The organism is Deinococcus koreensis, assembly GCF_002901445.1.
In the GTDB taxonomy this organism is placed as follows: domain Bacteria; phylum Deinococcota; class Deinococci; order Deinococcales; family Deinococcaceae; genus Deinococcus; species Deinococcus koreensis.
Window position 1 is genome coordinate 2681816 of the sequence record NZ_PPPD01000001.1, and the last position, 24123, is coordinate 2705938.

The following is a 24123-nucleotide window of genomic DNA, read 5'->3' on the forward strand; positions in this document are numbered from 1 at the left end:
CTGTATATGACAGAGTACAGCGGAGGCCGGCTCTGGACGGGTCTGGGCGACGGTCTGGGCCGTGCGGGAGTCAGACGGTGACGGCCCCTGATGGGGAACGCCTGCGGCGCTGGCGCCTGGTGCTGGGCGGGGGAGAGGCCGATGGCCTGGGCTCCGGCGAGGGCGACCCGGTGCTGGCCCCCCGGCTGGCCTGGTCGCTTCAGGACAGGCGCATGGACGCCGCCCTGGGTGGCCTCTACGAAGCCGAGACCGGCTCCCGCCGGGGCGGCCTGGGCGCCAGTGCCCCGACGGTGGCCCGCTGGCTGGCCGATCTGCGCGAATTCTTTCCTGCCGGCGTGGTGCGGGTCATGCAGCAGGACGCCATCGAGCGGCTGGATCTGGCCCGCCTGCTGTTCGAGCCCGAAATGCTGGACGGAGTGGAGCCCGACGTGAATCTGGTCGCCACCCTGCTGACCCTCAAGGGCGTGATGCCGGCGAGGGCCAAGGACGCCGCCCGCGCCGTGGTGCGCCGCGTGGTGGACGACCTGACGCGCCGCCTGGAGGAACCCACCCGCGCCGCCGTGGGCGGCAGCCTGAACCGCGCCCAGCGCAAGTTCCGCCCCCGCCCCGCCGAGATCGACTGGGATCGCACCATCCGCGCGAACCTGGGGACGTACCAGCCCGATCGCCGCACCCTGATTCCCGAGCGGCTGATCGGCGTGGGCCGCAAGCGCCGCTCCCTGCGCGACCTCGTGCTGTGTCTCGACCAGTCGGGCTCGATGGCCTCCAGCGTGGTGTACGCCGGCGTCTTCGGGGCGGTGCTGGCCTCCCTGCCCGCCGTGAGCACCCGCGTGATCGCCTTCGATACCGAGGTCGCCGATCTCAGTGAGCACCTCGACGACCCCGTGGACGTGCTGTACGGCATCCAGCTGGGCGGCGGCACCGACATAGGCCGGGCGCTGGCCTACGCTCAAAGCGTCATCCAGCGTCCCGAACAGACCATCCTGGTGCTGATCAGCGATCTGTACGAAGGGGGCAACGAGCGCGAGATGCTGGCCCGCGCCCGCAGCCTGAGGGACAGCGGGGTGGCCGTGATCGCCCTGCTGGCCCTCTCGGACGACGGTGCGCCGGGCTACGACCACGGGGTCGCGCGGGCCTTCGCGGAGCTGGGTATCCCGGCCTTTGCCTGCACCCCGGAGCACTTTCCGGGCCTGATGGCGGCCGCTATCCGGGGCGACGACGTGGGAGCCTGGGCGGGCGAGCAGGGGCTGGTGGTGCGGGGCAGTGGGGTGGGGTAAGGGCAGTGGGGTAGGAGTGGTTTGCCAGATGGCGACAATTCTTTAGCGCGCGTGCTTCCAATCATGTGATGGTGGATGAGGAAGGACTGACCGTGACGTTTATTGACGGACGGCAGGAAACAGTAGGGTGGCCTGCTCTGCAGGCGATCTGGTTTGAATGCCCCTACTGCATCTGGCACTTCGTAACGGTGACCGGCGCCCTCAGCGTGTGAAGTCACTGAAGACGAGGAGAACGCTCTCCACTGCATCCCCAATTTCGATCATGTACGGTGGGAACAGTGTTTTCTCAGCCTTCACCCGGTCAGTGTGGCGTGTTTGGAGCGCCTGGCGGCTCAAGCCCAGTCCGGCTCCGGAGTAGTCCTTTGAAGTGACCGCGCCTGAGAACAGATCAGGCTCACGCTCAGAGTCAGCAGGCCCGCGCCAGGGGAGGAGAGCGCTCAGGCCAGCTGCCCTTCCCAGCTCAACACGTCGCCTTCGGTCACGTCCGGCACGCCCAGCCGTTTCAGCATATGGATCAGCTGGGCGCGGTGGTGCATCGAGTGAGTCATTAGGTGGGCAATTCCGCCACCGTATGTTTTCTGGCGGGGCGGATCGTCCAGCGTGTCCGTCCAGAGATCGTCCCAGCGCCCCTCAGCCTGAATCCTGCGGGCCAGTTGGGCCAGCTCACGGCTCACGCTGTCCAGGCGTACGCGCAACCCATCCAGTGTGGCCGGGCTGGACGGCGCAGGGATCGGCGCAGCCGTCATCAGGGCCGTCCAGTCCTCCATGTTGCCGATCAGGTGGACGAACGTCCGGCGCACCGTGCGGTGGCCCAGGTCGAAATCCTGATCGAGCTGCATATCACTTAGCCCCCGGCTCTGCTCCAGCAGGCGAGCGGTCGTCCAGGCGTCGTGTGCCAGCAGCCGGTCGAGGAGATCCATGCCCTCCAGTGTGTCAGACGCCGGCCTCAGCGCCCGCCAGCCGCCCCCGTGCCCCCTCGCGCCGACCCGTGGCGGGCAGCAGGGTGCCGGCGCGTCCCAGGCCGAAGGGAGGCATGTTCACATACACGGTCTCGTAGCTGCCGGGCTGCACCACGTAGGTCTCGTGCCAGATGCCCACCGCGCTGCCGGCCGAGCGTGCGTTGCGGTTGAAGGCCCGCCAGGCCGGTAGATGGGCGTGCTCCCGGGCCTGGGCGTAGGCGTGCAGATGCTCCACGCTGCGCCAGTACTGGATCTGGGTGGTGCCGCTGCCCTGCGCGGCCAGCAGGCCGAGTTCGGGCCGGGCCTGCAGTTCGCGCAGCATCCGGGGCATGGCGCGCACCACCGGCAGCCAGGCCCGCACCTTCCAGGGCTGGTTGATGCGGGCACCGATCAGGAAGACGACGAATGTTCCGGGCAGCTCGGCGGTCACACGGGCGGGAACGATGGTCATGGTGGCCTCCACCATCCAGATTGAATGGTCTACTCTGGACGGTCTAGAGTGACTGTACACTGGAGGGGTGACCGACGCAAGCCTGGGCCCCTCGGCGTACATCGTGCTGGGCTTCATCGCCCGCTGCGGGCCGTCCACGTCCTACGACCTCAAGCGCTGGGCCGACGGTTCGGTCGGCTATTTCTGGACGTTTCCGCGTTCGCAGCTGTATGCGGAGCCCCAGCGCCTGAGCGACCTGGGCCTGCTCAGCGAATCGCAGGAGGAGGGCGGGCGGCGCCGGCGGCTCTACACCGTGACCGGCGCCGGGCAGCGCGCGTTGGAGGACTGGCTGCGTTCCCCCGCCGGCTTCCCGGAACTGCGCGATCCGGGGCTGCTGCGGATGTTCTTCATGGAGGCCGGCGACCCCGCCCCGCTGCGGGCACTGGCGCAGGAGCAGCTGGCCCTGCACCGCGCCCGCCTCGCCGAGTACGAGACCCAGGCCGCGCAGCATGGGCCCGGCCCCCAGCCCCTGTCGCGCCGCACCCTGCGGATGGGCTTCCTGTACGAGCACGCGAACATCACCTTCTGGGAGGAGGTGCTGGCCGAGTGTCCGGAATAACTGAACGCATCCAGCCCGCAGCGAAGATAGAAGGAGCAGTCTCCATCCCCGCTTGCCCATCGGCCCCAGGGCGTGGTACCTTTACGTTTGGCTTGTATCAAGCCTGGAGGTTGCGTGGCGAGACGAAAAATGCCGGAACAGCGGGAAAAACGCGTTAAGAAGGAAGATGACACCGTACGGGCGGAGGGGGTCGTGGAAGAGGCGTTGCCCAACACGACGTTCCGCGTGAAGCTCGACACGGGCCACGACCTGCTGGCGTACATCAGCGGCAAGATGCGCATCCACTACATCCGCATCCTGCCCGGTGACCGTGTGGTTCTGGAGATCAGCCCCTACGACACCACTCGTGGGCGCATCGTCTACCGCAAGTAACGTCCTGGGCCGAAGTACCCACAGATTCCCCACCTGCTCAGGTGGGCGGGGGGTCGAGCGCTGCCAGACAGCACCACGATTGGTGCGGCGGCGCGAGGAGGAAGGAATGAAAGTTCGCAGCAGTGTCAAGAAAATGTGCGACAACTGCAAGGTGATCCGCCGCCACGGGCGCGTGCTGGTCATCTGCACCAACGTCAAGCACAAGCAGAGGCAGGGCTAATGGCGCGCGTAGCTGGCGTTGACCTCCCCCGCGAGAAGCGCATCGAGATTGCGCTGACCTACATCTACGGCATCGGCCTGACCCGCAGCAAGGAAGTGCTGGCGCGAACCGGGATCAATCCCGACACCCGCACCAAGAACCTGACCGAAGCGGAGCAGAGCACCCTGCGTGACGCCATCGAGAAGACCTACAAGGTCGAAGGTGACCTGCGCAGCGAAGTCGGCCAGAACATCAAGCGATTGATGGACATCGGCGCCTACCGTGGCCTGCGTCACCGCCGTGGCCTGCCCGTGCGCGGCCAGCGCACCAAGACGAATGCCCGTACCCGCAAGGGGCCGCGCAAGACCGTCGCCGGTAAGAAGAAAGCGACGAGGAAGTAAGCCATGGCGAAGACCACCAAGGGCAAGACCCCCCGCCGCGCCCGGCGCAACATCAGTGCCGGCCGCGCCTACGTGCACGCGAGCTACAACAACACCATCGTGACCATCACCGACCTGGACGGCAATTCTGTCGCCTGGAGCAGCGGCGGCACGATCGGCTACAAGGGCAGCAAGAAGGGCACGCCCTACGCCGCCCAGCTGGCCGCTGCCGACGCCGTGAAGAAGGCCCAGCAGACCTTCGGCATGGGCGCCGTGGACGTCATCGTGCGTGGCTCGGGCTCTGGCCGCGAGCAGGCCATCCGCGCCATCCAGGCGTCGGGTATCGAAGTGAAGTCCATCATGGACGACACCCCCGTGCCGCACAACGGCTGCCGCCCGAAGAAGAAGTTCCGCGCCTAAGTGAGCACTCACTAGGCCAGCGCGCGCGCCCACCTGCCCCGTCTCCGTTGCCCCTCCCGCGGGCATGAGCCCCACCACAGGCGAAGGGAGACGGGCACCAGAGGGCCGCAGACCCGGCGGGCCCGGGCTGCCCACGGGCAGCCCCCGGCCTGACCGCACCAAGGAGAATTTACATGGGTCGTTTCCGTGGTTCCATCACCAAACAAAGCCGACGCGAGGGCATCAACCTCGCCGAAACCGAGAAAGTCCAGAAGTACCTGGACAAGCGCCCCTATGCGCCCGGCCAGCACGGCCAGCGCCGCGGGCGGGGCCGTCCCAGCGACTACTCCGTCCGTCTGCGCGAGAAGCAGAAGCTCTCCCGCCTGTACGGCATGGGCGAGAAGCAGTTCCGCAACCTCTTCGAGGAAGCGGCCAACGTTCCCGGCGTGACCGGCACCGTGTTCCTGCAGCTGCTGGAGCGCCGCCTGGACAACGTCGTCTTCCGGATGGGCTTCGCCAGCACCCGCCGGCAGGCCCGGCAGTTCGTGGGCCACGGTCACATTTTCGTGAACGGCCAGAAAGTCGACATCCCCAGCTACCGCGTCAAGGTCGGCGACGAGATTACCGTCGCCGAGGGCAGCCGTTCCATGGGCTTTATCCAGGAGAACATGGAGGCGCAGAAGCGTCGCCGCGTGGCGCCCTGGGTGGAACTGAATCCCGAAACCTTCACCGGCACCTTCTCCCGCCTCCCCGCGCGTGAAGACCTGGCCCTGCCGATCAACGAGAACTTCATCATCGAGTATTACTCGCGCTAATTCAGGAGGCCCCAGTGGATCAAAAGCGCCCTCAACTTAAAGCCCGCGTGGACGGCGATTACGGCGAATTCGTCCTGGAACCGCTGACCCGCGGCTACGGCGTCACCATCGGGAACCCCATCCGGCGCATCCTGATGTCCTCGATTCCCGGCACGGCTGTGACCAGCGTGTACATCGAGGATGTCCTGCACGAGTTCTCCACTATCCCTGGCGTGAAGGAAGATGTGATCCAGCTCATCCTGAACCTCAAGGAAATGGTCGTGAAGTTCCACGCGCCCGGCCCCAAGACCCTGACCCTGCGCGCGCAGGGCGAAGGCGTCGTGAAGGCCAGCGCCTTCGAGGTGCCCTCGGACGCCGAGATCATCAACCCCGATCTGGTGATCGCCACCCTGGCCGAGGACGGCAAGCTGGTCATGGAAGTGCGCGTGGAGGAAGGCGAGGGCTACGTGCCCGCCGACAAGCACGCCACCAAAGACCGCATCAACTCCATTCCCGTGGACGCCGTGTTCTCGCCGGTGCGCCGCGTGGCCTACCACGTGGAGAACACCCGCGTGGGCCAGCAGACCGACCTGGATCGCCTGATCCTGCGCGTCTGGACCGACGGCAGCAACGGCCCCCAGGAAGCGCTGGACAAGGCCGTGGACATCCTGCGCGAGGAACTCACCGTGTTCGGCAACGTGGAGAACCTCCCCGCGCTGACCCCCGAGTTCCAGCAGCAGCCGGTCTACACCCCGGCGCCGGCCCCGCAGGCCAACGTCTACGACCTGCCCCCCACCCCCGCCACGCTGAACCTCAATCCCGGCGACTACCCCGCCGAGATGGACTCGCCCCGCGTGACCCTGGAAGGGCTGGGGCTCACCACCCGCGTGCTGCACTCGCTGAAGGAAGAAGGTATCGACTCGGTGGACGCCCTGTGCGCCCTGAGCGACCGCGACCTGAAGAAAGTGCCCGGCATCGGTGAGCGCAGCCTCGACGAAATCAAACAGCAACTCGCCCAGTTCGGCCTCGCCCTGCGAGACTAAGCCGAGACTGATCTTAAAGGAGACCCACCATGCGCCACGGTAAAGCCGGACGCAAGCTCAACCGCAACAGCAGCTCCCGCACCGCCCTGGCCCGTGCCCAGGCGACGGCGCTGCTGCGCGAGGGCCGCATCCAGACGACCCTCACGAAGGCCAAGGAGCTGCGCCCTTTCGTCGAGAAACTGATCACCACCGCCAAGGGCGGCGACCTGCACGCCCGCCGTCTGGTCTCCCAGGACATCCACGACAACGCCGTGCTGCGCAAAGTCATGGATGAAGTGGCCCCCAAGTACGCCGAGCGTCCCGGTGGCTATACCCGCATCCTGCGGATCGGCACCCGCCGCGGCGACGGGGTCACGATGGCCCTGATCGAACTCGTCTAAGACCTCCCGACTCTCCCGGCCCCCGCTTCTGCGGGGGTTCTTCGTTGGCAGGGCAGAGTCTGGAGCCCCCGCCCTGCGCCGCGCTTGCCTCCACCGCCTTAACGTGGCCGGATTCCCCAACTGTGACCGCCGAGTCAGATCCGGTGTGCTCTGCTGCCCCCAGGATGGACGGCGGATTCTGGCAGGCAGGCGGGCTCAGCGCGGAGGACAGTCGGGAGCGGCTGACCTATTACCGCGCGGTCTTTCCGGGGGCCCTGCTGGCCCTGCTGATCCCCCTGTTGATCCAGCGGGCCGCGCCCTACATGACCCCTTACGACAGCTTCGCGGTGCCGGTCATGCTCGCCGTGTTCGGGGTGTTGAGTGCGCTGGTGTGGCTGCGGCTGTCGCTGCATCTGGTCGAGCCGCTGCTGCTCGCCAGCGTGAACCTGTTTCTGGTGCTGCGACTGGCTTTCACGCTGGCGGCGCCGCAGGTGACCTCTCCGTCGGCGGAGCTGGGAGTCACGCTGCCCTGGATGATGCTGGCGCTGTTCGCCAACGCCTGGATCTGGCTAGGCCGTCCGGGACTGCTGCTGAACGTGGGCACGGTGTTCGCCATGTCGCTGTGCGTGCTGGCGTGGTGGCCTGCGGCGCTGCCCTCGCCCGAGCGCCAGCACCTGAGCCTCACGCTGGTTCAGCTGCTGCTGGCGTCGGCGACAGTCGTGACCGGGCAACTGGTCATCGCACGCCGGCACGCCTCGCTGACGCTGGAGACCCGCCGGGCCCGGCGCGACGCGGATCTGGACAGCCTGACCACGCTGCCCAACCGCCGCGCCCTGACCGAACAGCTGAACCTGCGCTCCGCCCGTCCGGGGGGGCTGCTGGCGGTGGCGCTGATCGACGTGGATCACTTCAAGGCCGTCAACGACCAGTACGGCCACGCCCGCGGCGACGACGTCCTGAAATCCGTCGGCCTGAGCCTGCGCGGCCAGCTGGGCAACCGTGGGGTGGTGGGGCGCTACGGCGGTGAGGAATTCCTGTGCCTGCTGGACGTGCGCGACGAGCAGGAGGCGCGGCGGCTGTGCGAGGGCCTGCGCCTGCGGGTGAGCGCGCAGCCCCTGCATGGCGTGCCCGTGACCATCAGCGTGGGGCTGGCCCTGTGCGAGTCTCCCGTGCACCCCCTCCCGGTGCTGGAGGCGGCCGACGCGGCGATGTACCGGGCCAAGGCGCAGGGCCGCAACTGCGTGCAGCTCACCGTGATGCTCCGGCCCTCCCCGGACGGTACGCCGGCCCAGCCGGAGGGCCGCTGGCGTCCGGAGGGCGCCGGCTCCCCGCTCAACTGACCGCCGCCCCAGGAACCGGCGCGCCTGCGGGCTTTGGCTGGCCTTCATCTGCGGCCGCGCGCTCGCGTGCCAGGGCGCTGTGACGGTGTGGTCAGGACAGCCGTGATTGCATGGGCGGCGAGCATGGAGCGACGTCAGAATGAACGCTTACTGGCGCTGGCCCGCCCGATGGATCTGGAAAGCCGCCTGTCGTACTACCGGATGATCCTGCCGGGCGCGGCGGCGGCGGTGGCCCTGCCCCTGGGACTCGACCGGATCGAGCCCTACCTGATCGCCTTCGACCGGACGCTGCTGCCGCTGATGGTCGCCATCTTCCTGAGCCTGCTGCTGCTGACCTGGACGCGCCTGAAGGTCGAGTGGCTGGAATGGCTGATCCTGGGCGCCATGGCGGGCTTCGTGCTGGGCCGGCTGCTCTACCTGCTTGCCGCGCCCGGCGTGGCCTCGCCGGCGGCCGCGCTCGGAGCCACGCTGCCCTGGGTGATCATCACCATGCTGCTGAACGCCGGGCTGCTCTCGCCGCGCCGCGGCGTGCAGGCCAACGTGGCGCTGCTGGGGGTACTGGCCACGGGACTGACATTGTGGTGGCCCGGCGACCGGCCTTCGCCCGAGCGCCAGCACCTGATCAGCGCCCTGAGCCAGCTGCTGCTGGCCGCCGGGTCGGTGCTGATGGCGCAGGTGGTGATCTCGCAGCGCAGCGCCGCCTTCAGCCGCCGGGCCCGCCGGGCACTGCGGGAGGCGAACCTGGACGCGCTGACCGGCCTGCCCAACCGCCGCGCCCTGGATGGGCAGCTCGAGCGCCTCTCCAGGGAGGCGGGCGGCCTGCTGGCAGTGGCCCTGATCGACGTGGATCACTTCAAGGCGATCAACGACCGCTACGGTCACGCCCGTGGCGACGAGGTGCTGCGGGCCGTGGGGGCCGGGCTACGCGGCTGCATGGCCCCCGGACAGATCCTGGGCCGCTACGGGGGTGAGGAATTCCTGTGCATGTCGGAGGTGCCGGACGTCGAGGCGGCCCGCCGGTGGTTCGAGCTGGTGCGGCGCCGCGTGCCCCAGATCACGGTGGATGGCCTGGACGGTCTGAAGGTGACGGTCAGTGTCGGGCTGGTCGTGAGTCCCCTGCCGCGCCTGCCGGCCGAGGTGCTGGAGGCCGCCGACGCCGCCCTCTACCGCGCCAAGGCCGCCGGGCGTGACAACGTGCAACTCGACCTGCTGGGCCTGGACGATACCCCGCCCGCGGCGGCCCCGGAGTGGCGTCTGCCCACGCCTGTCCAGAGCTGAGCCGGCCGTTCCCGGCGCTCCACCCGGCCCGTGGCCCCCGGCACGCTACCCTGCGTCCCATGACCGCGACCCCCATGACCGCAACCCTCGTGATCGTCCCCGGCCTGGGTGACAGCGGCCCGGATCACTGGCAGTCCCTGTGGGAGCGTAAATTCGGCGCAGCGCGGGTGCGGCAGGACGACCCCAATGCCCCCACCCCGCAGGCCTGGGCAGAGCGGCTGCAGGAGGTCATCGAGGCCACGCCCGGCGAGCTGCTGCTGATCGGCCACTCGACCGGCGTGCTGACCATCGTCCACTGGGCGGCCCGCAGCGGGGGGCACGGGCGGGTGAAGGGCGCGCTGCTGGTCGGCCCCACGGACGCCGAGGACGCGGGCGTGCAGTCGGCGCACCCGGCCCTCGCGGCGATGGCCCCGTTGCCCACGGCGCCCCTGCCCTTCCCGGCCCTGGTGGTCGCCAGCGAGAGCGACCCCTACGTGAGCTTCGGGCGGGCGCAGGCGTTTGCGGAGTCCTGGGAGGCCGAATTCGTGTCAGCGGGTGACCTGGGCCACATCAATGTCGCCAGCGGGCACGGCGACTGGCCCGACGGCGAGGTGCTGCTCAGCGAGGCCATGTACGCCTGGGCGCCTCCGGAGATCGACCGCTTCTGATACGGAACGCGGTTGAATCGCTCGGATTCAACCCGACCGAAAGGAGAAGCGAAAAGGACGCGTTGTGCGATTTGGAGGAACCTCCGGCGCTCTCCCGGATGTTTCGGAAATAAGCGCAACGCGTATGCCCCCGCTCTGACCCCAGCCCGCCAAGAAGTAGGGCCACCTCCGGATGGGGTGGCCCTGCGCGACTGGGGTTTAGACAGCTTCAGTTGGCGCTGATTCAGTTCGCGCTGACACTCTCCGTGCCCGCAGACACGGGCGTGGCCCCGGCGTACTTGTCCAGCAGCGCCTCGAAGGCCCGCTTGGGCTGCGCGCCCACCACGCCCTCGACCGGCTGACCGTCCTTGAAGAGGATCAGGGTGGGGATGCTCATCACGCGGAACTGGCCCTGCGTGACGGGGTTGTCGTCGACATTCAGCTTGCCGATCTTGACCCGGCCCTCGTACTGGCCGGCGAGTTCCTCGATCACGGGCGCGATGATCCGGCAGGGCCCGCACCAGGGGGCCCAGAAGTCGACCAGGGTCAGACCTTCAGAGGTTTCCTGTCCAAAATTGCTGTCGGTGAGTTCCACAGGCTTCATGTCCAGAACTATACGCCGCCTATGCCCCCTGGGGATATGCCCGGGATGGGCAGGGCCTAAGAGGCCGTTCATCCCGCCTGGACAGGTGGGGGCATACGGCCCTGGGGTATCCTCGGGCATGACGACCGCGCTGATGCTGGACGCCGCCTGGCAGGAGGGGGTGGCCCACTTCAACGCCGGGCGCTGGTGGGAAGCCCACGAGTCCTGGGAGGACCCGTGGATGCGGGCGCGGGGCGAGGCCCGGGGGGACGAGCGCGCCTTCCTGCAGGCCCTGATCCTGCTGGCGGCCGCGCTGCACAAACGCTGGCACCACGGCAGCCTGAGCCACCGCAACCTGTTCAAGGCCGACGCGTATCTTGCCCGGTTGCCGGGGGTATACGGGGGCCTCGACCTCGGAGGGCTGCGCGCTCAGGTCTGGGCGGCCCTGAACGAGCCCGGGCTGAGCCCGCAGATCGTGGTGGCCGTGCCCGGAGAGCACGCGCCCGCTGAGTCCACGCTTGCAGAGTGACGGTCTGCGCTGCAGGGGCCGGCTGACCGGGCACGTCGCCCCGCTCCACACCGGTCGGGGGGCGACTTCCGAATGGTCGTCCCGGCCGTCCGCTATCCTTCAGACCAGAGTTCAACCCTTTGAAAAAGGATTGCCTGATGGAGGACCTGGTGGAACGGATTGCCCTGTTTATTGATGGAGCGAATGTATACGCGGCGGCCAAACGGCTGGGGTGGAATTTCGACCACCGCAAGATTCTGGAGTATTTCTCGGCGGGCGGCGCCCTGTACAACGCCTTCTACTACACGGCGGTGCCCATTCCCATCGACGACAAGCAGAAGCGCTTCACGGACGCCCTGACCTACATGGGCTACACGGTCCGCACGCGGCCGCTGCGCGAGACCACCGACGACGCCGGCGAGACCTCGCGCCGGGCCAACCTGGACATCGAGATCGTGACCGATCTGCTGACCACCACGGAGCGCTACGACACGGCCGTCCTGCTCACCGGCGACGGCGATTTCGAGCGGCCCGTGGAGGTGCTGCGTGCCCGGGGCAAGCGGGTCGTGGTGGCGAGCATCGCCGAGATGACCAGCTACGAACTGCGCAACGCCGCCGACGTGTACATCGACTTCAAGGACATCCGCGAGCAGGTGGAGCGCCCCGGCTACCGCCTGCCCAGCGAGCAGCGCGGCCCGGAGGCCCGCAGCGGCGAGTCGCGCGGCACCGAGAGCCGCCCGTACTACGTGTCGGCCGCCCTCACGGACACCGATGAGCGCTGAGCCCGATCCGACGAGTCCGGCCCTGACCGACGCCGCTTCGGGGCACCCGGCGTCGGTCGCTGGAGGTACGGTGGTCTCCAGAGGCGGCGTCCTGCCCGTGGCCCTGGACGCTGCCGGCGGGGATCACGGAGCGCCGCCGAACGTGGAGGGCGCCGTGCTGGCGGCGCGCGCGGGCGTGTCGGTGCTGCTGGTGGGCGACCGGGTCAAGCTGCACGCCGAGCTGGGCCGGCACGCGGGCAGCGCCAGCCTGCCGCTGGAGGTGGTGGACGCCCCCGACGTGATCGGCATGGACGAGCACGCCACCGACGTGCGCCGCCGCCCCGGAGCCAGCATCAACGTCTGCACGCGGCTGGTCAAGGAAGGCCGCGCCGCCGCCGCCGTCAGCATGGGCCACAGCGGCGCCACGATGGCCTCGGCGCTGCTGACCCTGGGCCGCATCCGCGGGGTCGAGCGGCCGGCGATCCTGACCCACCTGCCGGCCCGGGGGGGATTTACGACCATGCTGGACGTGGGCGCGAACGCCGATGTGCGCGCCGTATATCTGGCCCAGTGGGCGCAGCTCGCCAGCGTGTACCTGCGGGTGCTGGAGGGCCGCGAGTCGCCCAGCGTGGGCCTGCTGAGCATCGGTGAGGAGGAGCACAAGGGCAGCGCGCTGGTGCTGGAGACCCACGCCCTGCTGCGCGAGCTGCACGGCCACGGCATCAATTTTCACGGCAACGTGGAGGGCCGCGACATCTTCCTGGGCACCACCGACATCGTGGTCACCGACGGCTTCACCGGCAACGTGTGCCTGAAGCTGGCCGAGGGCGAGGCCAAGGTGCTCTTCGGCTGGGTGCGCGACGCCCTGCAGAGCAGCCTGAAGAGCAGGCTGGGCGGCCTGATGGTGCGCGGCGCCCTGCGGGGCCTGGCCGAGCGCATGGATCCGAGCACCTACGGCGCCAGCATCCTGATCGGGGTGCGCGGTCTGGCGTTCATCGGGCACGGCAGCGCCGACGCGCGGGCCGTGAAGAACGCCCTGCTGCGCGCGGCCCGCGCCCACGAGGCGGGGCTGATCGGCCGCCTGGAAACGGCCTTTCAGGAGGCCAGCGCGGCGGCGGCCGGCAACTGAGGCGGGCAGCTCGCCTCTGAAGCGGACGCCTGTGGAGGTCGCCGGAGCCTCGGGGCGACCGGCGCTGCCCGGGCGCGTGCGGGGAGCCGACAGAAGCGGGCCACGGCGGGAGCCCAGTGCGTGAGGCCGTCATCCGGCTGGCCGCCGTTCTACCGCCCCTCCACATCGGCCCCGTGGCGCACCGATACGGGGCTGGAGGTTCCAGTTCCCGGTTCGCCGACTGGAATGCTGCCCCCTGATCTTCCCAGACCCGGGGGCGGTGTGGGATGCTCGGGGGATGTGGCCTGAACTCCTGATCCAGCTCCAGAAACCGCAGGTCTGGCTGGGCCTTGCCCTGACCCTGCTGATCGCCTACGCCCTGTACCGCTTCGGGCGGGCGCTGCTCGGCACCCTCGAACGCGCGGTCGGGGGCCGGCCGATGAGCGCCCTGAAATGGCTGTGGCTGCTGATCGTGGCGGGCGGCTGGCTGGCGGTGGCCACCCACGTGGCGTACCTGCCGGGGGTGCCGGTGCTGTTCGAGCTGGGTCAGGACATCATGAGCGGCTTCCGCAACCGGGCGGGGCAGTTCCTGGTGATCATCGCGCTGGCCCTGATCGCCTGGAACCTGATCGGCTCGGCCACCGGGCGGATCGTGGCCGACGAGGAGTTCAACCGCCGCAGCGTGCGCGTCCAGACCCTCAAGGGCGTGGTGGAGAGCACCCTCAAGGTGCTGATCGTGGTCATCAGCCTGATCACGGGGCTGCAGGTGCTGGGGGTGAACGCGGCCGGGCTGCTGGCCGGCGTCTCGGTGATCGGCCTGGCGGTGGGTTTCGGCGCGCAGAGCCTGATCAAGGACGTGTTCACCGGCTTTTTCATCCTGCTCGAAGACCAGTACGGGGTGGGCGACGTGATCACCGTGAACACCGGGCAGCTTTCGGGCGGCGTGGAGCGGCTCAACCTGCGCGTGACCGCGCTGCGGGCGCTGGACGGCACCGTGCACATCATTCCCAACGGGCAGATCAACACGGTCAGCGTGAGCAGCAAGGACTGGTCGCGCGTGGTGGCCGAGGTGGACGTGACCTACACGGCCAACATCAACGACGCCCTGCGCGTGCTGGAGAAGGTCAGCGAGGAGATCTACGCCGATCCCGAATGGCGGCACTTCTTCCTGGAGGCGCCCGAGATGCAGGGCGTGACCCAGCTCGCCCCGGACGGCGTGACGCTGCGCGCCCTGTTCAAGGTGCAGCCCAAGAGCCAGTACGCCATCGGGCGGGAGTTCAACCGCCGCATCAAGATCGCCATGGATCAGTCGGGGATCGAGATTCCCTTTCCGCAGCGCAGCCTGAACTTTGGCACGGCGCCCATCGAGATCAAGCTCACGCGCGAAGACCTGCGCGGCGATCCCCGGGACTCGCAGGATCGCCTGCATTCACCCCAGAAGCCCAGCATGACCCGCGAGCCGGAAGAGGGCGAACTGAGCTGACCCCCGAACGGATCTGCGCCCCGCTCCTCAGGTGGCAGTGTGCGCGACCCTCAGGCGGGCAGGGGAGGGGGCGGGTTGCCGGCGGGCGAGGGGGACGCCGGGGGCAGCACCACCGGCTCCAGCGTGCCGCCGGCCAGCAGGGTGCTGAATTCCTCCCCGATCAGGGTCTCGCGCTGCATCAGGATGGTCACGATCTCGTGGACGCGGTGCAGATGTTCGCGCACCAGCGACAGGGCGCGCTCGTAGGCGGCCTCGATCAGCGAGCGCACCTCCTCGTCGATCTGCTGCGCGGTCGCCTCGCTCATGGCCGAGAGCTGGGAGCCGCCCCCCAGGTAGGTGCCCTGATCGGACGCCAGCGCCACCTTGCCGATGCGCCCGCTCATGCCCCATTCGGTGACCATCCGCCGGGCGATGGTGGTCGCCTGCTGGAAATCGTTCTGCGCCCCGGTGGTGACCTCGCCGTACACCACTTCCTCGGCGGCGCGGCCCGAGAGCGCCACGCAGATCATGTCCTCCAGCGCCCCGCGCGTGACGTGCAGGCGGTCGTCGGCGTCGGGCATCATGTAGCCCGCCGCGCGGCCCCGGGGCACCACGGTCAGCTTCGCCACCCGGTTGGCGTGCGGGAGCAGCTGAGCGGCGAGGGCATGACCGACCTCGTGGTAGGCGGTGACCTTGCGGTCGGCCTCCCGCACCACCAGCGAGCGGCGTTCCGGCCCCATCAGCACCCGGTCACGCGCCTCGTCCACGTCCCGCCCCGTGATCCGGTGCCGCCCCTCTCTCGCCGCCAGGAGTGCCGCCTCGTTCAGCAGGTTCTCCAGATCCGCCCCCACCATCCCCGCCGTCCTCCTGGCCACCACCCCCAAGTCCACCGAGACGTCCAGCGGCTTCTTGCGCGCGTGGATGCGCAGGATCATCTCGCGTCCCCGCACGTCCGGCGCGTCCACCACCACCTGCCGGTCAAATCTCCCCGGCCTCAGCAACGCGGCGTCCAGCACGTCCGGGCGGTTGGTGGCCGCCAGGATGATGACCTCCTGGCCCGAGGAGAAGCCGTCCATCTCGACGAGCAGCTGGTTGAGGGTCTGTTCGCGCTCGTCGTTGCCGCCCTGCAGCGAGATGCCGCGTTTTCTCCCCACGGCGTCGATCTCGTCGATGAAGACGATGCAGGGCGCAGACTTGCGGGCCTGGTCGAACAGGTCGCGGACGCGGGCGGCGCCCACCCCCACGAACATCTCGACGAAGTCGGAGCCACTGATGGAGTAGTAGGGGACTTTGGCCTCGCCGGCGACGGCCTTGGCGAGCAGGGTCTTGCCGGAGCCGGGGGGGCCGACGAGGAGGACGCCGTGGGGGATGCGGGCGCCGAGGGAGTGGTATTTCTCGGGCGAGCGCAGGAAGTCGACGACTTCCTGCAGGTCGGCCTTGGCCTCGTCGCAGCCGGCGACGTCCTGGAAGGAGAGCTTGATCTGCCCCTCCGCGATCACCGCCGCCTTCGACTTCCCGAACGTGCTGGCGCTGCTGCTGCCCGAACTGCCGCGCATGCTGCGCCACAGCACCAGCAGGATCAGTCCGGTGAGCACCAGCGGCAGCACCTGGCCCAGCCAGCCGAAGGCCGAGCCGCCGGGCACGACGTTCAGGAGCACGCCGGCCGCCCGGATGCGGTCGAGGGTGGCGCCGTCGGCGGGCACCACCAGCGTGTGTCTGGAGCGGCCGTCCAGTGAGCGGGAGAGGTTCACGGTCGCGTTGCCCAGACTGTCCAGGGTCACGCTGGCGACCCGCTTGTTCGCCAGATCATCGAAAAAGCGGTTGGTGGTGTACTCCCCGGAGACCGGTCTGGACGGCGGGGCCGCGCCCTGGCTCAGCCCCTGGCCCCCGGCGGGGGCGGCCCCCTGACCGAGAGCGGCCGGGCCGGCCAGCAGCACGAGGCCGGTCAGCAGCGCCAGGGGCGTGGGCAGAGGGCGCAGCGGGCGGGACATGAGCCATGCTACGCCAGCGCCCGAACCCCGACCGTAATGCCGCTCGGGGAGTCCTGCCCGGAGGCACGCGGCGTGGCCCGGAGGGCTGTGCGTCCCGCTCGAGGCCCTGCCGATCTGTGGGCTCGATCTGTGGGCCCGGGCCGACCCGTCCACCCCACCCGTCCCGCCCCACTCCCTGATGCCGGGCTCCAGAAGGCTAAACCGCTCCCCCGACCCCGGCTCAGGTTTCCGTCAGGCCCGGCCCGTATGCTGCCCGAATGCGTAACGCACCCCTGTCCGTCCTGGCGCTCGGCACGCTGGCCCTGAGCCTCAGCGCCTGCACCGTGTCCGTCCGCCCGAACCTGAGCCTGCAGGTTCAGGGAGGCAACCTGATCACCAACCTGCGCCCGGATCGGGGCGAGGGCGGCACCTACGCCGTGGGCGAGTCCGTGCGCCTGAGCGTCAGCACGCGCAGCGCCGGCTACCTGACCCTGGTGGCCCTGCAGAGCAACGGCTACGCCAGCGTCCTGGCCCGCAACGTGTACGTGAATGCCGGCGCCACCACCTTCCCGCGCGCCCAGGACGGCCAGGTCTACACCGTGGCCCCGCCCCGCGGCATCCAGCGCGTCCGGGCGATCTTCACCCGCGTGCGCCCCACCACCGATCTGGTGGTCAGCGGCGTGTTCGACGGCACCCGCTGGAACACCGTGACCACCGCCTACGTCAGCCCCTACCCGCAGGCCGACCGCGACGTGCAGGAGACCTTCTTCTACATCCGCTGAGGGGTGCAGGACAGACCACCCCACCCGACCAGCCGCCCCCTTCGCGGCTGGTTTTTCTTCTACCCTCGGAACATGACCCCACCTTCCGAGCAAGTCCTGACCTTTCAGCAGGCCAGCGCCCGTGTCGACGCCTACATCTCCCAGTTCAGGGAGGGGTACTTCCCGCCCCTCCTGATGCTGGCCCGCCTGACCGAGGAGGTGGGCGAGGTGGCCCGCGTGGTGGCCCATATGAACGGCAAGACGCCCAAGCCCGGCGAGGACGTGGGCGACCTGGAGCTGGAGCTGGCCGACCTGCTGTTCGTGATGGTGTGCATGGCGAACGAACGCGGCCTGAGCCTGGAACGCGGCTTCGAGCGCATGATGGAAAAGGTCGAGACCCGCGACGCGGAGCGCTGGACGCGCAAGGAGGCGGGGAGCGGGACGCCGGGCGGCGGGGCGGAGCGGGAATGAGCGTCCGCCGGCCGCGCCGTGCCCTACCATCGGGGCAAGCGGCCCAGTCCCCGGGCCTCAGACCGCCCTCCCCAGTCCCTCATCTCCAGGAGCTGCCCAGTGAGCGACCCCCGCTATCCGATCGGCCCGATGCCCATTCACCTGAGCCTGAGCCCCGAGGAACGCCAGGAGGCGCTGGGGGCCCTGCGTGCCCTGCCGGCCGAGTTGCGCGCCGCCGTGCATGGCCTGGACGACCGGCAACTGGATACCCCCTACCGTGAGGGCGGCTGGACGCTGCGGCAGGTCGTCCACCACGTCGCGGACAGCCACATGAACGCCTACGTGCGGGTCAAGCTCGCCCTGACCGAAGAGAACCCGACCATCAAGCCCTACGACGAAGGGCGGTGGGCCGCGCTGCCGGACTCGCTGCTGGCCCCCGGAGTCAGCCTGGAGCTGCTGGAGGCCCTGCACGCCCGCCTGCTGGCCGTGCTGGAGGGCGTCCAGGACTGGGGCCGCCTCTGGACTCACCCGGCGCAGGGCCGCACGACCACGCTCGACACGCTGCTCGGCATGTACGCTTGGCACGGTCGGCATCATGTGGCGCACATCACGGGGCTGCGCGGACGTCAGGGCTGGTAGGCACGTGCAGCACGACGAGAGGACGCATGTTCCGGTGGCTCTGCAGGCGGCGGGCGTGGTCATCCTGAACGAAGCGGGCGAGATCCTGCTGGTGCGCGAACTGGGCACGCCGGGCCAGATGGGGAAGGCCGGGTTGTGGCACATCCCCAGCGGCAGCGTGGATGAGGGCGAGAATCCGCAGGACACCGCCCTGCGCGAGGCCTACGAGGAGACCGGGCTGCGGGTGCAGCTGGTGAAGTTCCTGGGCACCTACCTGGGCCGCTTCCCGGACGGCGCATTCATCCTGCGCCATATCTGGCGGGCCGAGCCGCTGCCCGGCCAGACCCTGCAGCCGACCTTCACCCACGAGGTCGCTGAGGCCCGCTATGTCAGCCGCGAGGAATTCGCGCACCTGTACGACGCCGGCCTGATCCGCATGTACCAGACCGCCCTGTTCTACGAGGACGCCCTGCGCGAGAGCGGCACAGCAAAACGCCCCCCGACCGTGGGGAGCGTTTGTTCCTCATAGCCCAGAGCTCAGACCTCGAAGCCCAGCGCCCAGCGCCCGGCCTTACTCGTACCCGAGTTCCCGCAGCGCCTCGGTGTCTTCGCGCCAGCCGGGGATCACGATGACCTCCAGGCCCAGGTAGACCTTGCGGCTCAGGAAGACCTCCAGCTGCTTGCGCGCGGCCTGGCCGATCTCCTTGAGCTGCTTGCCGCCGGCGCCGATGACCATGCCCTTGTGGGCGCTTTTCTCCACCACGATCTCGCCCTCGATGCGCTGCAGGCCGTCCTCGCGCTCCGTCCAGCGGTTCACGCGGGTCGCCACGGCGTAGGGCAGCTCGTCGCGCAGCTTCTTCATGGCTTCCTCGCGGATGATCTCGGCGGCCCACATCTCGCGGGTCTGGTCGGAAGCGCCGCCGCGCGGGTAGAAGAAGGGGCCTTCGGGCAGGATGTCGAGCACCTGCTGACGCAGCAGCGCCACCGCGTTCGGGTCGTTCTGGGCCGAGAGCATCAGCTCCTGGGTCTCGGCCGCGCGGCCCTCCAGCTGCGCCCGGTAGAGCTTCATGGCCTCGTCCGGGTACTTGGCGATGTCGGTCTTGTTGCCCACCAGGAACAGTGGTTTGGGCAGGTCGCGGATCTGGTGGGCCACCAGCCCGTCCTCGTCGGTGGGCGGGTGGCGCAGATCGACCACCCAGATGATGGCGTCCACATCGGCCAGGGCGGCGTGAACCTCGTGGTTCATGTACTTGCCCAGGGCGTCCTTGGGCTTGTGCACGCCGGGTGTGTCCACGAAGACGATCTGGTGCGTGTCGGTGGTGTGGATGCCGCGCACGCCGCGTCGGGTGGTCTGGGGCCGGGGGCTGGTCGGCGCCACCTTGGTGCCCAGGAAGGCGTTCATCAGGGTACTCTTGCCCACATTGGGCTTGCCGACGATCGCCACGAACCCGGAGTGGGTGTCACCCGGGGTGCTGGCGTCGCCGGAGGTCATGTTGAAATCCATCATCCCGGGCATTGTCTCACGGGCGCTCAGAAATTTGGGCGTGGACGTCACGTTAGGGCGGAGCTTCCGCCTCCTGCGAACCGTGGTGGCGGGCTCCGTTTCCCCGATTTCCGGGCTGTGGAGACACCCCCGCAGACCGTCTGGGTGGGCGTTCAGTCATTCTTCATTGTACGGGCGGGTACGTTGAGAATAGCCGTGCCCATTTAAGGTATGAACTGTCCATTGTGGACTTCTCGTCTATGGCTGGTAAAAAAGAGTCTGTCTAGGACAGATTCTCCTGCTTTCTTTGGCTCTGGAGGGTGTTATGAAGAAGATGCTGCTGCTCGCTGCCTGTCTGCTGTCCGGTTCGGTCGTCGCTGGTGGAGGAAGTGCCGTGCCGTCCGGCAACACCATCGCGGCCATCGTGTCGAACGATCCCAACTTCAGCACCCTGCTGACAGCGGTTCAGGCCGCCGGCCTCGTGGAGACCCTGAGCGGCCCCGGCCCGTTCACGGTCTTCGCCCCGACCAACGCGGCCTTCGCCAAGGTGCCGGCTGCCGATCTGCAGGCGCTGCTGAACGACCGCGCCCAGCTCCGCGCCCTGCTGCTCTACCACGTGGTTCCGGGCCGGGTCACGTCCACCCAGGTCGCTGGCCTGAGCAGCGCCAAGACCGTGAACGGGGCCAACGTGCGCGTCTCGGCCACGGGCGGCATGGTCATGATCAACGAGTCCACCGTCACGCAGGCCGACATCCGTGCCAGCAACGGCGTGATTCACGTGATCGACACCGTGCTGATGCCCTGATCGGAACACCCTGATCGCAACCCGGTATCAGGCTGGAGGGGAGGGGCAGAGTTGGCCCTCCCCTCCGCTTTTCGGTGGACAGGCCACCGCACTTCAAGTCCCTTCGTCTGCACAGGTGATTTCATGACCCGACTGCTCTGGCTGGCCCTCGCCGCGCTCACCCTGGGCGCGGCCGGAGGCGGCCTGATGGCTCAGCGCTCCTCTGCGTTGCCTCTGGCCGCCGTCTCCGTGCCTGCCACTCCGGCCAGCACACCCCCGACACCGGATGGGCAACCGGAGGCTGTCCGTCCGGCACCTGCCCAGCCGGCCCCGGTCGAGACCCTGGCCCTGCGCTGGAGCGTGCCGGAGCCGCGACTGGTCGCCGGACAGGTCGAACGCCGGCTGGTTCACGGTTCGGCCGATCTGGCCGGGCCAGCACAGGTGGAGGCCGCCCGGCTGGGGGGCACCCTGGCCCCGCTGCGGGGGGCGCTGGATGGGGTCTACGCGCAGCTGGAGACCCGTACGCCCCGCGATGTCCGCTTCACGCGGGTGGGCGCGCAGTGGATGGGGGAGGCCCGCACCGGCTGGACGGTCGACCGCGCCGCCAGTGACCGGGCCGTGCTGCGGGCGCTCAGGGCCGGTGGGTCGGCCGCCCTGACGATCCGCCTGACGCCGCCGCCCCGCAGCGTGCGCTGGGCCGCTGCCCAGGGCCTGGGGCACGTGGGCACGGGCACGTCCTCGTTCGTGGGCAGTCCCGAATTCCGGGTGCACAACATCCGCGTGGGCGCAGGGAAGCTGCATGGGCGCTGGATCGAGCGCGGCGCCTCCTTCGACTTCAACGCCCTGGTTGGGCGGGTGAACGCGGCGGGCGGCTTCCGGCCCGGCTACGTGGTCACCGGCACCACCCTGAGCATGGAGGACGGCGGCGGGCTGTGTCAGGTCAGCACCACGGTCTTCCGCGCCGCCATGACGGCCGGGCTTCCCATTCAGGAACGCCACGAGCATTCCTATCAGGTCGGCTACTACGGCGAGCCCGGCCTCGACGCGGCCGTCTACGCGCCCGGCAAGACCCTGCGCTGGCGCAACGATTTCGGCGGCCCCCTGCTGGTGCAGACCGAGTGGAACATGGAAGGAGGCCGGCTGGATGTCCACCTGTTCGCCCGCACGGACGGCCGGCGCGTGACGATCGGAGCGCCCGAGGTGAGCGGCACTATCCGCCCCCCCGATCCCACCTTCATCGCCGACCCGGCCATGAAGCCGGGCGAGACGCGCCGTGTCGATATGCCCGCCCCCGGCGCCCGCGTCAAGGTGGTGCGCCAGATCACCCGCGCCGACGGCACCGTTCGGCGTGACGTGACCCGCAGTGCCTACCGCGCCTGGGGCGGAGTCTTCGCCGTGGCGCCCGGAGACGAACGGGCGCAGTAACGGAGACGACCCTCAGGCTGGAGGCCCGGATCAGCGCACTCGATCCGGGCCTCCTCGTGTTGACCCGGTGGGTGCCCTACAGGTTCCCGCGCAGCCACACCAGCGTGCTGGCCCAGGCGTTCTCGGCGGCGTCCTGCTTGTAGTTGGCGCCGGTGTCGTTGTGGAAGGCGTGCGCGGCGCCGGGGTAGATCAGGAACTCGTGCTTGACGCCAGCGTCGGTCAGGGCCTTCTCGGTCGCGGCCGCGTTGCCGGTGATGCGCGCGTCCTTGCCCCCGTAGATGCCCAGCACCGCCGCCCGGATCTTGGGAATCTCCGCGAACGAGGGCGAGGGGCCGTAGAAGGGGATAGCGGCCTTCAGGTCAGGCAGTTTGGTGGACAGCAGCCAGGTCATGCCGCCGCCCCAGCAGAACCCCACCATGCCCAGGCGCTCGGCCTGCGCGCCCGGCTGCGAGCGCAGGAACCGAACCGCCTCCAGCCCGTGCGCGGCGTGGGTCTCGGCGGGCGTGCGGGCGATGAAACTGGAGATCAGCGCCGTGTCCGTGAACTTCTTCGTGCCGCCCTCGGAGGACACGAAATCGGGCGCCAGCGCGATGAAGCCGGCCTTGGCGACCCGCCGGGCCACGTCCTCGATGTGCGGCTGCAGCCCCCGGTTCTCGTGGATGACCAGCACCACGGGCGCCGCGCCGCCCCCTTTCGGGCGGGCCAGATAGGCGAGATTGGTGCGCCCCAGCGCCTCATACGTCACGGCCCCGGCTTCGATCTCCGGATCGTCGGGGGCGATCTGATAGCGGCTCTTCGCCGGCTCGTTCTGCGGCGCGGCGGTCTGTGCGGCAGCCAGTTCGGCGGCACTGACCCCGGTGATGCCCAGGGTCGCCAGCAGGGTGCGGGCGCCCACCACCGAGCCCCCGAGCAGCACGGAGCGGCGCAGGAACTCCCGGCGCTCCATCTCGCCCTCGCGGTAGTCCTCGGCGAACTCCTCGGCCACGTACCGGAACAGATCCTGCTGGTAATCGTTCATGCCGGCCTCCTTGACAACGCTTAAACGGGAGAGGGTGGGCTGGGGCGGGAAAACCATTCCATCTTGAACGGTCGGCGTCGGCAGCGCTGTAGCCCACCAAACCATCTCCCGAACCAATTCATTGCCAGGAGATGATCCGGCCGCCACAGCCCGTCGTCCTCCCATCCAGAACAGCGCCCACCTCCAACAACCGTGTACTGGAGGTGGGCGCCGGAGGAGCCTCAGAGCCGCTTCGTCAGCCCGTTGTCGTCAGGTCAGCCCTCGCGCCGGGCCTGGATGCCGGCGATCAGGCGGGTCATGGCGGCGCGCGGCAGGAACCGCGGGGCCAGCACCTGAAGCTGGTTGATCCGCCCGGCCACCGCCACCGCCTGACCGCGCAGCATGGCGTCCACGCCGATCTGCGCGACCTGCGCGGCACTCAGCATCGCCACGCGGTTGGGGCCGCTGAGCAGTTTGCTCTGGTTCAGGTCGGCCGCCGCCTGGAAGCCGGTCTCGACCGGACCCGGGCACAGGGCGCTCACGCCGACGCCCCTGCCGCGCAGCTCCTCGTTCACGGCCTCGCTGAAGCTGAGCACGTAGGCCTTGGTGGCGTAGTACACGGCCATCATCGGGCCGGGCATGAAGGCGGCGGTGCTCGCCACGTTCAGCACCCGGCCGCGCCCGCGTTGCACCATGCCCGGCAGGAAACGGCGGGTCAGGTCGGTCAGGGCGGCGATGTTCACGGCGATCATGCGGCCGATCTCGCCGGCGTCCTGCTCCCAGAACTCGCTGAAGCCGCCGAAGCCCGCGTTGTTGACCAGGATGTCCACCTGCAGGCCACGCGCCGCGATCTCGCGCTCCAGCTCGGCGCCGGCTTCCGGGCGGGTCAGGTCGAGCGCAATGACGTGGGACTGGACACCGTGCTGAGCCGAGAGTTCCTGCGCCAGCGCCTGAAGCTTGTCCTCGCTGCGGGCCACCAGGATCAGGTGGGCGCCCCGGGCGGCGAGCTGGCGGGCGATCTCCTCGCCGATGCCGCCGCTGGCACCGGTGATCAGGGCGGTCGAGGGAATCTGAAGGGCAGTCATGGCGTCTCCTTGACCGGGGAGGAAGGGCCGCCCCGGTGAACAGTCTGGAGATT

Annotated in this window: 29 protein-coding genes; 22 read left to right on the forward strand and 7 right to left on the reverse strand. The window is 69.3% G+C overall.

The genetic code is table 11. The features are described from left to right. Positions 1 to 77 precede the first annotated feature (77 nt). Positions 78 to 1277, forward strand: a complete 1200-nt coding sequence (locus tag CVO96_RS12715; protein WP_103312552.1) for a VWA domain-containing protein — start codon at positions 78 to 80, stop codon at positions 1275 to 1277. 437 nt (positions 1278 to 1714) lie between these two features. Here CVO96_RS12715 and CVO96_RS12720 read toward each other — a convergent pair whose 3' ends face one another. Further along, on the reverse strand, positions 1715 to 2197 hold the full coding sequence (locus tag CVO96_RS12720; protein ID WP_103312553.1) for a DinB family protein: 483 nt from the start codon (positions 2195 to 2197) through the stop codon (positions 1715 to 1717). A gap of 13 nt (positions 2198 to 2210) precedes the next feature. Beyond that, the gene (locus tag CVO96_RS12725; protein ID WP_103313470.1) at positions 2211 to 2687 is read right to left on the reverse strand and encodes a DUF4188 domain-containing protein; all 477 of its coding nucleotides are present in this window, start codon (positions 2685 to 2687) and stop codon (positions 2211 to 2213) included. A gap of 67 nt (positions 2688 to 2754) precedes the next feature. Here CVO96_RS12725 and CVO96_RS12730 point away from each other — a divergent pair, with 67 nt between their 5' ends. From CVO96_RS12730 to CVO96_RS12780, 11 genes are all read left to right on the forward strand, one after another. Continuing rightward, a complete protein-coding gene (locus CVO96_RS12730; protein ID WP_103312554.1) occupies positions 2755 to 3285 on the forward strand; it encodes a PadR family transcriptional regulator in 531 nt (176 codons plus the stop codon). Between the two features lie 129 nt (positions 3286 to 3414). Next, positions 3415 to 3657 carry a translation initiation factor IF-1 gene (infA, locus tag CVO96_RS12735; protein ID WP_103312555.1) on the forward strand — a complete coding sequence of 81 codons (243 nt, stop codon included), beginning with the start codon at positions 3415 to 3417 and terminating at the stop codon, positions 3655 to 3657. A 106-nt stretch (positions 3658 to 3763) separates the two neighbouring features. After that, the gene (gene rpmJ, locus CVO96_RS12740; protein ID WP_019012075.1) at positions 3764 to 3877 is read left to right on the forward strand and encodes a 50S ribosomal protein L36; all 114 of its coding nucleotides are present in this window, start codon (positions 3764 to 3766) and stop codon (positions 3875 to 3877) included. Beyond that, positions 3877 to 4257, forward strand: coding sequence for a 30S ribosomal protein S13 (rpsM, locus tag CVO96_RS12745; protein ID WP_103312556.1), 381 nt, complete (start codon positions 3877 to 3879; stop codon positions 4255 to 4257). Before rpmJ ends, rpsM begins: the two co-directional genes overlap by 1 nt. 3 nt (positions 4258 to 4260) lie before the next feature. Beyond that, the gene (gene rpsK / locus CVO96_RS12750; protein ID WP_103312557.1) at positions 4261 to 4656 is read left to right on the forward strand and encodes a 30S ribosomal protein S11; all 396 of its coding nucleotides are present in this window, start codon (positions 4261 to 4263) and stop codon (positions 4654 to 4656) included. Positions 4657 to 4829: 173 nt separating this feature from the next. After that, a complete protein-coding gene (gene rpsD / locus CVO96_RS12755) occupies positions 4830 to 5450 on the forward strand; it encodes a 30S ribosomal protein S4 (protein ID WP_103312558.1) in 621 nt (206 codons plus the stop codon). A 14-nt stretch (positions 5451 to 5464) separates the two neighbouring features. Further along, positions 5465 to 6472: a DNA-directed RNA polymerase subunit alpha gene (locus CVO96_RS12760; RefSeq protein WP_103312559.1), complete on the forward strand. Its 1008-nt coding sequence runs from the start codon at positions 5465 to 5467 to the stop codon at positions 6470 to 6472. Positions 6473 to 6501: 29 nt separating this feature from the next. Continuing rightward, a complete protein-coding gene (rplQ, locus tag CVO96_RS12765) occupies positions 6502 to 6852 on the forward strand; it encodes a 50S ribosomal protein L17 (protein WP_103312560.1) in 351 nt (116 codons plus the stop codon). Positions 6853 to 7016: 164 nt separating this feature from the next. Beyond that, positions 7017 to 8171, forward strand: a complete 1155-nt coding sequence (locus CVO96_RS12770; protein ID WP_103312561.1) for a GGDEF domain-containing protein — start codon at positions 7017 to 7019, stop codon at positions 8169 to 8171. 123 nt (positions 8172 to 8294) lie between these two features. Then, positions 8295 to 9449 (forward strand): GGDEF domain-containing protein, encoded by a 1155-nt coding sequence (locus CVO96_RS12775; protein ID WP_103312562.1) that lies wholly within the window; start codon positions 8295 to 8297, stop codon positions 9447 to 9449. Between the two features lie 74 nt (positions 9450 to 9523). Further along, positions 9524 to 10096 (forward strand): RBBP9/YdeN family alpha/beta hydrolase, encoded by a 573-nt coding sequence (locus CVO96_RS12780; RefSeq protein WP_103312563.1) that lies wholly within the window; start codon positions 9524 to 9526, stop codon positions 10094 to 10096. 223 nt (positions 10097 to 10319) lie between these two features. Here the strand turns inward: CVO96_RS12780 and trxA are convergent, their stop codons facing one another. Next, a complete protein-coding gene (gene trxA / locus CVO96_RS12785) occupies positions 10320 to 10679 on the reverse strand; it encodes a thioredoxin (protein ID WP_103312564.1) in 360 nt (119 codons plus the stop codon). Between the two features lie 118 nt (positions 10680 to 10797). Here trxA and CVO96_RS12790 point away from each other — a divergent pair, with 118 nt between their 5' ends. From CVO96_RS12790 to CVO96_RS12805, 4 genes are all read left to right on the forward strand, one after another. After that, entirely contained in the window at positions 10798 to 11187 is a 390-nt protein-coding gene (locus tag CVO96_RS12790; protein ID WP_243398341.1) for a DUF309 domain-containing protein, read from the forward strand. Positions 11188 to 11336: 149 nt separating this feature from the next. Beyond that, a complete protein-coding gene (locus CVO96_RS12795; RefSeq protein WP_103313472.1) occupies positions 11337 to 11948 on the forward strand; it encodes a LabA-like NYN domain-containing protein in 612 nt (203 codons plus the stop codon). Next, positions 11938 to 13056 carry a phosphate acyltransferase PlsX gene (plsX, locus tag CVO96_RS12800; protein ID WP_103312565.1) on the forward strand — a complete coding sequence of 373 codons (1119 nt, stop codon included), beginning with the start codon at positions 11938 to 11940 and terminating at the stop codon, positions 13054 to 13056. Before CVO96_RS12795 ends, plsX begins: the two co-directional genes overlap by 11 nt. A 277-nt stretch (positions 13057 to 13333) precedes the next feature. After that, positions 13334 to 14518, forward strand: coding sequence for a mechanosensitive ion channel family protein (locus CVO96_RS12805; RefSeq protein WP_103312566.1), 1185 nt, complete (start codon positions 13334 to 13336; stop codon positions 14516 to 14518). Between the two features lie 50 nt (positions 14519 to 14568). Here the strand turns inward: CVO96_RS12805 and ftsH are convergent, their stop codons facing one another. Beyond that, the gene (gene ftsH / locus CVO96_RS12810; protein WP_103312567.1) at positions 14569 to 16488 is read right to left on the reverse strand and encodes an ATP-dependent zinc metalloprotease FtsH; all 1920 of its coding nucleotides are present in this window, start codon (positions 16486 to 16488) and stop codon (positions 14569 to 14571) included. Between the two features lie 257 nt (positions 16489 to 16745). Here ftsH and CVO96_RS12815 point away from each other — a divergent pair, with 257 nt between their 5' ends. From CVO96_RS12815 to CVO96_RS12830, 4 genes are all read left to right on the forward strand, one after another. After that, positions 16746 to 17249, forward strand: a complete 504-nt coding sequence (locus CVO96_RS12815) for a DUF4384 domain-containing protein (RefSeq protein WP_103312568.1) — start codon at positions 16746 to 16748, stop codon at positions 17247 to 17249. 72 nt (positions 17250 to 17321) lie between these two features. Continuing rightward, complete coding sequence (locus CVO96_RS12820; RefSeq protein ID WP_103312569.1) at positions 17322 to 17699, forward strand: nucleotide pyrophosphohydrolase; 378 nt, start codon at positions 17322 to 17324, stop codon at positions 17697 to 17699. Positions 17700 to 17798: 99 nt separating this feature from the next. Then, on the forward strand, positions 17799 to 18317 hold the full coding sequence (locus CVO96_RS12825) for a YfiT family bacillithiol transferase (protein ID WP_103312570.1): 519 nt from the start codon (positions 17799 to 17801) through the stop codon (positions 18315 to 18317). Positions 18318 to 18321: 4 nt separating this feature from the next. Continuing rightward, positions 18322 to 18825 (forward strand): Nudix hydrolase, encoded by a 504-nt coding sequence (locus CVO96_RS12830; protein ID WP_103312571.1) that lies wholly within the window; start codon positions 18322 to 18324, stop codon positions 18823 to 18825. 42 nt (positions 18826 to 18867) lie between these two features. Here the strand turns inward: CVO96_RS12830 and era are convergent, their stop codons facing one another. After that, positions 18868 to 19803, reverse strand: coding sequence for a GTPase Era (era, locus tag CVO96_RS12835; RefSeq protein WP_165795294.1), 936 nt, complete (start codon positions 19801 to 19803; stop codon positions 18868 to 18870). A gap of 301 nt (positions 19804 to 20104) precedes the next feature. Between era and CVO96_RS12840 the strand changes: the two genes are divergently transcribed. Beyond that, entirely contained in the window at positions 20105 to 20584 is a 480-nt protein-coding gene (locus CVO96_RS12840; RefSeq protein ID WP_103312572.1) for a fasciclin domain-containing protein, read from the forward strand. A gap of 123 nt (positions 20585 to 20707) precedes the next feature. Next, positions 20708 to 21988: a VanW family protein gene (locus CVO96_RS12845; RefSeq protein WP_243398342.1), complete on the forward strand. Its 1281-nt coding sequence runs from the start codon at positions 20708 to 20710 to the stop codon at positions 21986 to 21988. A gap of 76 nt (positions 21989 to 22064) precedes the next feature. Here CVO96_RS12845 and CVO96_RS12850 read toward each other — a convergent pair whose 3' ends face one another. Beyond that, a complete protein-coding gene (locus CVO96_RS12850; protein WP_103312573.1) occupies positions 22065 to 23006 on the reverse strand; it encodes a dienelactone hydrolase family protein in 942 nt (313 codons plus the stop codon). 254 nt (positions 23007 to 23260) lie between these two features. After that, positions 23261 to 24070 carry an SDR family NAD(P)-dependent oxidoreductase gene (locus tag CVO96_RS12855; RefSeq protein ID WP_103312574.1) on the reverse strand — a complete coding sequence of 270 codons (810 nt, stop codon included), beginning with the start codon at positions 24068 to 24070 and terminating at the stop codon, positions 23261 to 23263. Between the last annotated feature and the right edge of the window lie 53 nt (positions 24071 to 24123).